This window comes from Ruegeria sp. AD11(2025), assembly GCF_056542405.1.
Genome location: NZ_JBQFZU010000002.1, coordinates 315,556 through 322,374 on the forward strand (window position 1 = coordinate 315,556; position 6,819 = coordinate 322,374).

General features: G+C 57.3%; 5 protein-coding genes and 1 tRNA gene. All 6 read left to right on the forward strand.

The genetic code is table 11. The annotated features are described in order from the left end of the window. Positions 1-9 precede the first annotated feature (9 nt). The 6 genes from ACR1XY_RS03365 (at position 10) to ACR1XY_RS03390 (ending at position 6,547) form a co-directional block, all read left to right on the forward strand. A complete protein-coding gene (locus ACR1XY_RS03365; protein ID WP_480589854.1) occupies positions 10-1,218 on the forward strand; it encodes a class I SAM-dependent methyltransferase in 1,209 nt (402 codons plus the stop codon). Between the two features lie 16 nt (positions 1,219-1,234). After that, the gene (locus ACR1XY_RS03370) at positions 1,235-1,675 is read left to right on the forward strand and encodes a TrgA family protein (RefSeq protein WP_480589856.1); all 441 of its coding nucleotides are present in this window, start codon (positions 1,235-1,237) and stop codon (positions 1,673-1,675) included. A gap of 40 nt (positions 1,676-1,715) precedes the next feature. Beyond that, positions 1,716-2,822 carry an NUDIX domain-containing protein gene (locus tag ACR1XY_RS03375; RefSeq protein ID WP_480589875.1) on the forward strand — a complete coding sequence of 369 codons (1,107 nt, stop codon included), beginning with the start codon at positions 1,716-1,718 and terminating at the stop codon, positions 2,820-2,822. 69 nt (positions 2,823-2,891) lie between these two features. Then, positions 2,892-3,926: a cysteine synthase A gene (locus ACR1XY_RS03380; protein ID WP_480589858.1), complete on the forward strand. Its 1,035-nt coding sequence runs from the start codon at positions 2,892-2,894 to the stop codon at positions 3,924-3,926. Next, the gene (locus ACR1XY_RS03385) at positions 3,926-6,367 is read left to right on the forward strand and encodes a DUF3772 domain-containing protein (protein ID WP_480589860.1); all 2,442 of its coding nucleotides are present in this window, start codon (positions 3,926-3,928) and stop codon (positions 6,365-6,367) included. Before ACR1XY_RS03380 ends, ACR1XY_RS03385 begins: the two co-directional genes overlap by 1 nt. A gap of 90 nt (positions 6,368-6,457) precedes the next feature. Next, positions 6,458-6,547, forward strand: a tRNA-Ser gene (locus ACR1XY_RS03390). The last annotated feature ends 272 nt before the right edge of the window (positions 6,548-6,819 follow it).

Consider the following 6,819-nt stretch of genomic DNA (forward strand, 5'->3'; position numbering starts at 1 on the left):
GGAGAGCGGATGATCCTAACGACAACGGAAGGGCAGAAAGACCTGCCCAGGTACTTTGGTCAAGTTTTCAAGATGCTGAACCGGATGGAGTCCGGTCGGATGGATATTGCGTTGCCCGACGGCCGAATTTTTCGGTCCGAAGGGTCCAAACCCGGGCCGGTCGCTCGGGTTGATATCCACGACCCGGACGTTTTTGCTCGACTGATCCGCGAAGGAGAACTGGGCTTTTCCGACGCCTACTTGGAAGGCGACTGGAGCACCCCGGATCTGCGATCCTTCATGGATCTGGTGCATCTGGGCACCGAGACTGTATATGACGATTTCACCGGTAAGTTCCTGGTGCAGGCTTACGAACGGCTGCGTTTCTGGCTGCATCGGAACCATCGTCGACAGGCCAAAAAGAACATCTCTTATCATTACGACTTGGGGAATGACTTCTACGGTTTGTGGCTGGATGAGACGATGACCTATTCCAGCGCGTTGTTCGAGACAGGGCAGGAAAGTCTGGAAAAGGCGCAAACTGCGAAATACGCCAGCCTCGTCGATGAAATGGGCGCAAAGCCCGGCGATCACATCCTTGAGATCGGCTGCGGCTGGGGTGGTTTCGCCGAATATGCCGCGAAAGAACGTGGCCTTCGGGTCACAGGTTTGACGATCAGCCAGGAACAGTTGAATTTTGCGCGACAGCGCATTGAAAAAGCGGGACTTTCCGACCTTGTTGAACTCAAGTTGCAGGATTACCGCGATGAGCAGGGCCAATATGACGGGATCGCCTCGATCGAGATGTTCGAAGCCGTCGGACGAAAATACTGGCCGGTTTATTTCGAAACCGTGCGCGAGCGTCTGAAACCCGGTGCACATGCGACGTTACAGATCATCACCGTTGCAGATCACCGTTGGGACATTTACAAGAATGGTGTTGATTTTATTCAGAAATATATCTTTCCGGGTGGAATGCTTCCGACACCTTCAATCCTGAAAGAGCAGGTCTCGGAGGCGGGGTTGAACGTGGTGAAATCTCGGGAATTTGGCAAAAGCTATGATCTGACGCTGCGCCGTTGGTACGATACGTTTAACGAAAAATGGGACGAAATTGCCGAAATGGGGTTTGATGAGCGTTTCCGCCGCATGTGGAATTATTATTTGACCGCATGCGGCGCAGCCTTTGACACTGGTAACTGCGATGTGACACAGATCACTATAGCAAAACCCAGTTAACAAACGGAAATACCGAATGCCTAGTGCTCCGCGTCTCGTTGCTGCAATTTGCCTGTTGGTGGTGGCCTTTATCGTTTCAGGCATGATCATCGACAACGGCGAAGAGGGTAAGGATTATGGCGCGTTCACGACAGTCAACATGATCATTGGGTTGGTGTGTGGCTGGATGATCATGGGAAAGCGCGTTGGCAGGGGCTGGACCGGTGCGGTCAATAACGGGCTGACGGGCATTGCCGCACTTGTATTCTGGGGTCTATTTGTACAGGGCTGCAATGAGATGTTCCGCCTGGCCATGCGCCATCGGTATGATGGGCCGTTCGATGCCCTGATCGGTATCTTCAAAAACGGGATCGAATACAGCCAGTTTCTGCTGGCACCAGAAATTCTGTGGACTTTGCTGATCGGAGCACTTATCGCCGGTCTTGCAACCGAAGAAGCCAGCCGCCGCTGGCGATAATCCTCCGGATTTCAGCGCGAGTTTCAATCCAGTGTCCGATATGTTTTTTTATGGCACGCTCAGGCATCAGCCGCTGCTTGAGCTTGTGATTGGCCGCCCTTTGTCGCAATTGACGGTGTCGCAGGCCAGTCTGCCAGATCACGCAGTTTACACCGTTGCTGGGCAGGCTTTTCCGATGATCGTGCTGCAGAAAGGCAGCGAGGCCGAAGGTCTGCTCGTGCAGGGATTTACCCAAGAGGACCTGAACAGGCTGGCCTACTACGAAGGCGGGTTTGACTATGATCTCAGTCCGCAAAATGTCCTGCTTGCGGACGGATCAAAGGCTGGTACCAGCGTGTTCTTTCCCGAGCCGGGTCTCTGGACCCCGGAGGGGCCGTGGTCACTTCAGGGTTGGGTCGATGAATGGTCCGAAGTGACTCTGCTGGCCGCACAGGAAGAGCTTGCCTATTACGGCAGGGTCGATGCGGCAACGATTGCTCGCAATTTCGCGCCTATTCGTACCCGCGCATGGGCCAGACTGGCTGCGCGTAAGCGTCGGACAGGCGATCCGCGCGACACGGCCATGGACGTTATCGTGCAAAGCCACAAGCGCGCCTATGTAAACTATTTCGGCATCGAAGAACTGGAGGTTCAGCACCGTCAGCATGACGGGACCATGGGGCCGGTTCTGCACCGAAGCGGACTGATGCAAGGGGCCGCCGTGGTCGTGCTGCCCTATGACCCGGTCCGTGATGCTGTTCTGCTGGTCGAGCAATTCCGAGCGCCGGTTTTTTTGATCGATGACCCCGAGCCGTGGATGTGGGAACCGGTTGCTGGCATGATCGACCCCGGAGAGTCCCCGGAACAGGCTGCATACCGTGAAGCGCAGGAAGAGGCGCAGGTCACACTGGACGCGTTGGAATACGCAGGAGGGGCCTATTCCTCAAGCGGGTCGTCGACCGAGTATATTTACCTCTATGTTGGACTGGGTGATCTGACCCGGACCATCGACAACGGCGGGCTGGAATCCGAAGGCGAGGATATTCGCACGCAAATCCTGCCCTATGACACCTTTTTGCAGAAGGTAGACAGCAACGAATTCAAGGATTTACCTCTGCTTTCGCTGGCCAACTGGTTGGCCCGGCATCGTGACCGTCTGCGGGGGTGAGGATCGCCGCTTGTGGTTGTCGCACGGCATCTGTAAATCTTCGTTGATACGTAATGATATGAGGGCGCCATGCGCATTGCACGAGACCTTGCCGACGCAGTCGGGAAAACACCGCTGATCCGGCTGAAGCGCATCAGTGAAGAGACCGGGTGCGAAATACTCGGCAAGGCCGAGTTCATGAACCCGGGTCAGTCGGTCAAGGATCGCGCGGCGCTTTACATCATCCGTGACGCAGTCGCGCGGGGTGAGCTGAAACCCGGCGGAACAATTGTCGAAGGTACAGCGGGTAACACCGGCATCGGTCTGGCGCTGGTCGGCGCGTCGATGGGGTTCAAGACGGTGATCGTGATCCCGGAAACCCAGTCGGAAGAAAAGAAAGACATGCTGCGACTGGCGGGCGCCCAGCTGGTGCAGGTTCCGGCCGCTCCGTACCGAAACCCGAATAACTTTGTGCATTATTCGCGTCGCCTGGCCGAGGAACTGGCGCAGACAGAACCCAATGGTGCGATCTGGGCAAACCAGTTCGACAACGTTGCCAATCGTCAGGCCCATGTCGAAACCACCGGTCCGGAGATTTGGGAACAGACAGACGGCAAAGTGGATGGCTTTGTCAGCGCGGTCGGCTCGGGCGGTACGCTGGCCGGTGTGGCCGACGCGCTGCAGCCCAAAGGCGTGAAGATCGCTTTGGTCGATCCGATGGGGGCGGGGCTCTATTCCTACTACACCACCGGTGAGATCGCGATGGAGGGCAGCTCGATCGCTGAAGGTATCGGACAGGTGCGGATCACCAGGAACCTCGAAGGGTTCAAGCCCGACTATGCCTATCAGATGACTGACAACGAGGCGTTGCCTTACATCTTTGACCTGCTGCGCGAAGAAGGTCTGGTCATGGGTGGCTCGACTGCAATCAACATGGCCGGTGCCGTGCGTCTGGCCAAGGATCTGGGGCCGGGTCATACCATCGTGACGATCCTGTGTGACTATGGCACGCGCTACCAGTCGAAACTGTTCAACCCTGAATTCCTGCGTGAAAAAGAGCTGCCGGTGCCGGACTGGATGACCGAAGCCCCACGCAGCATCCCCGGCGTGTTCGAGGACGTATGATGCTGCGGCAGGTCCGCCTGTTTCTAGCGCTTTTTCTGGTTTGCTTTGCCATGCTGGGCGGCCCCGTGGCAGCCGAGCTGACCGATCAGCAAAGCGAGTTCTACCAGAATTGGCTGGCAACGGCGGACCGTGCCGAGACCGAGATCGAAGCCGACAGAACGTCGAACGCGGCGCTGGAGAACCTGCGGTCCGAAATCCACAACTATCGTGAACGTTTTAACCAGGCGCGCAGTGCCAATACGGATCGCATCCAGACGCTGGATGCCCAGATCAAGGCGCTTGGACCCGCGCCCGAAGGAGACGCGACCGAGCCCGAAGAAATCGCCAAATTGCGGGCCCACCTTGAGGATCAACTGACCAGCCTGCAGGTTCCGCGGATCATCTCGGAAGAGGCCTTCAGCCGCGCCAACGGTCTGATCAGCGAGATCGACCGGTTGTTGCGCGACAGGCAGAAAAAAGAGCTGCTAGAACGCGGACCATCTCCGATCAACCCGGTTTATTGGGGTCCGGCCTGGACCGACATCGTCGAATCCGTACGCGGCCTGATTGGCGAGTCGGTACAAAACCTGAAGGCCAATATCGTACAGGACCGTCTGCGGGATCGCGGTCTGGGTATCCTGTTCCTGACCCTCGCTGCGGCTGTGCTGCTGTATTACGGGCGCTACTGGTCCGAGGCCGCGGGTGAATACATGCGCAGCCTTGGCGGGCGCGGTATCGGCGTCTGGTCGTTTCTGGTTTCGCTGCTGCGCATACTGCTGCCATGGCTGGGTGTTTGGCTGCTGGTTCAGGCGATCATCATGACCGGTCTTCTGGGGCTGCGCGGCACATTGCTGATCCAGAACGTGCCATATTGGGCCGCCCTTATCTTTTACTATGACTGGATCGGACGTCAGCTGTATCTGGCGCAGGCGGCGCAGAACTTCAATCGCCTGTCCCGCAAGAATGTCACTGAGCTGCGGGTGTATCTTGATATTCTGGCGATCTTTTTGATCGCATATGAATTCGGGCTGTTGTTCGATCAGATCGAGAACATTTCAGACGCAACTCGGGCAGTCATCAGCTTTCCGGTGGTTTTTGGCACCGCTATGATCCTGCTGCGTATCCGCCGTATACGAACCAGCAGGCCGGCGGAGGACGACGCCGAAGCTAGTGAAACGCCACGCGGTGCCGGTCTTACTCAGATCATCGAGTTTCTGCGCCGCGCTCTATTCCTGTTGGGGATGGCAAGCCCGATTCTGGCGCTCGTCGGCTATACCAATGCGGCCGAGGCGATTGTTTTCCCGGCGGTGAAAACGCTGGTGCTTTTTGCGGCGCTGGCGATCTTCCACCGATTCCTGACCTCGGTTTATGGTTGGCTGAGCGGGCAGGGTGAGTCCGCGCGGGACTCGCTGTTTTCAGTGTTGGCCGGCTTTGCCATCGCCATCCTGACCCTGCCGATTCTGGCGCTGTACTGGGGCGCGCGGCGAACCGACCTGCTCGAAGTCTGGTCTCGACTGCTGCTAGGGTTTGACATCGGTGGCGTCACGATTTCACCCAGCAACTTCTTTACCTTCCTGGTGGTGTTCGCCATCGGCTTTGGCTTGACACGGTTGCTGCAAAGCGGCCTTCGCAATTCGCTGCTGCCGAAAACCAGCATCGATCCGGGCGGGCAGAACGCAATTGCGGCGGGCACCGGTTATGTCGGGATATTCCTTGCGGCGCTGGTCGCCATCATGGTGGCCGGGTTCGACCTGTCGTCGCTGGCCATCGTCGCCGGTGCGCTGTCGGTTGGTATCGGTTTCGGCCTGCAGACCATCGTATCAAATTTCGTCTCGGGCATTATCTTGTTGGTCGAACGTCCGATCTCGAAAGGGGACTGGATCGATGTGAACGGGATGATGGGCTATGTGCGCGACATCTCGGTGCGCTCTACGCGGATTGAGACGTTTGACCGGACCGACGTGATCGTCCCGAACTCGGACCTGATCAGCGGCGTAGTCACGAACTACACCCGCGGCAACACCATTGGGCGGGTCATCGTGCCGGTGGGAGTGGCCTATGGTACCGACACCCGCATGGTAGAGAAAATCCTAGGGGAGGTAGCGAATTCGCACCCGATGGTGCTGGCGCATCCGGCTCCCAGCGTGGTGTTTCAGGGCTTCGGTGCAGATTCACTGGACTTCGAGATTCGCGCCATTCTGCGTGACGTGAACTGGGTGCTGTCGGTGAAGTCCGACATGAACCACGAGATCAATCGCCGCTTTGTCGAGGAAGGGATCGAGATCCCGTTCGCGCAGCGCGATGTCTGGCTGCGCAACCCTGAGGCCTTAGAGGGTAAACCATCGGTACTGCAGCAGAAACCAGAGAGCGACACGGCGAAACCGCCTTCAAATCCGCCATCCTCAGCACCCGTCGAGATGACCGAGGCCGATCTGAGCGACGGGGACGGCGACGAGGTTTAACCGCGTGTGTGGCGTATGTGCGGAAGGTTGAATTTTCGCTTTAATCGCCCCTTGCAAATCCCCCGGCGATGGTCCAAATATCGCGCCCACGGAGAGGTGGCCGAGTGGTCGAAGGCGCACGCCTGGAAAGTGTGTAGGCGGGAAACCGTCTCCAGGGTTCGAATCCCTGTCTCTCCGCCACAAACCCCAGCTGAGGTCCCTGCCATTATTGTGGTCGATTCTATCTCGCCATAACAGTTGCTTTCGGTTGGCTGACTACATTGCAGACATCTGTACTACGAACGGTAAACCCGGTCTTTTGACTTCCATCTCACCTGAGTGAGTGGGCTTGGGGCGCTCCCGAGAAATAATGTGAAAGTGCTGACTGGATTTGCACGCAAAGTGGATGTTCGGAAATAGCTTAGACTTGGTTGCGAGCGATGATTGACTGTTGAGCCTTTGCAACGTAACAC

What these genes read in the sequence shown, in the direction of transcription:
- ACR1XY_RS03375 (WP_480589875.1), top strand. Translation starts at nt 1,716, where the DNA reads ATGTTTTTTTATGGCACGCTCAGGCATCAGCCGCTGCTTGAGCTTGTG.
- ACR1XY_RS03365 (WP_480589854.1), top strand. Translation starts at nt 10, where the DNA reads ATGATCCTAACGACAACGGAAGGGCAGAAAGACCTGCCCAGGTACTTT.
- ACR1XY_RS03380 (WP_480589858.1), top strand. Translation starts at nt 2,892, where the DNA reads ATGCGCATTGCACGAGACCTTGCCGACGCAGTCGGGAAAACACCGCTG.
- ACR1XY_RS03370 (WP_480589856.1), top strand. Translation starts at nt 1,235, where the DNA reads ATGCCTAGTGCTCCGCGTCTCGTTGCTGCAATTTGCCTGTTGGTGGTG.
- ACR1XY_RS03385 (WP_480589860.1), top strand. Translation starts at nt 3,926, where the DNA reads ATGCTGCGGCAGGTCCGCCTGTTTCTAGCGCTTTTTCTGGTTTGCTTT.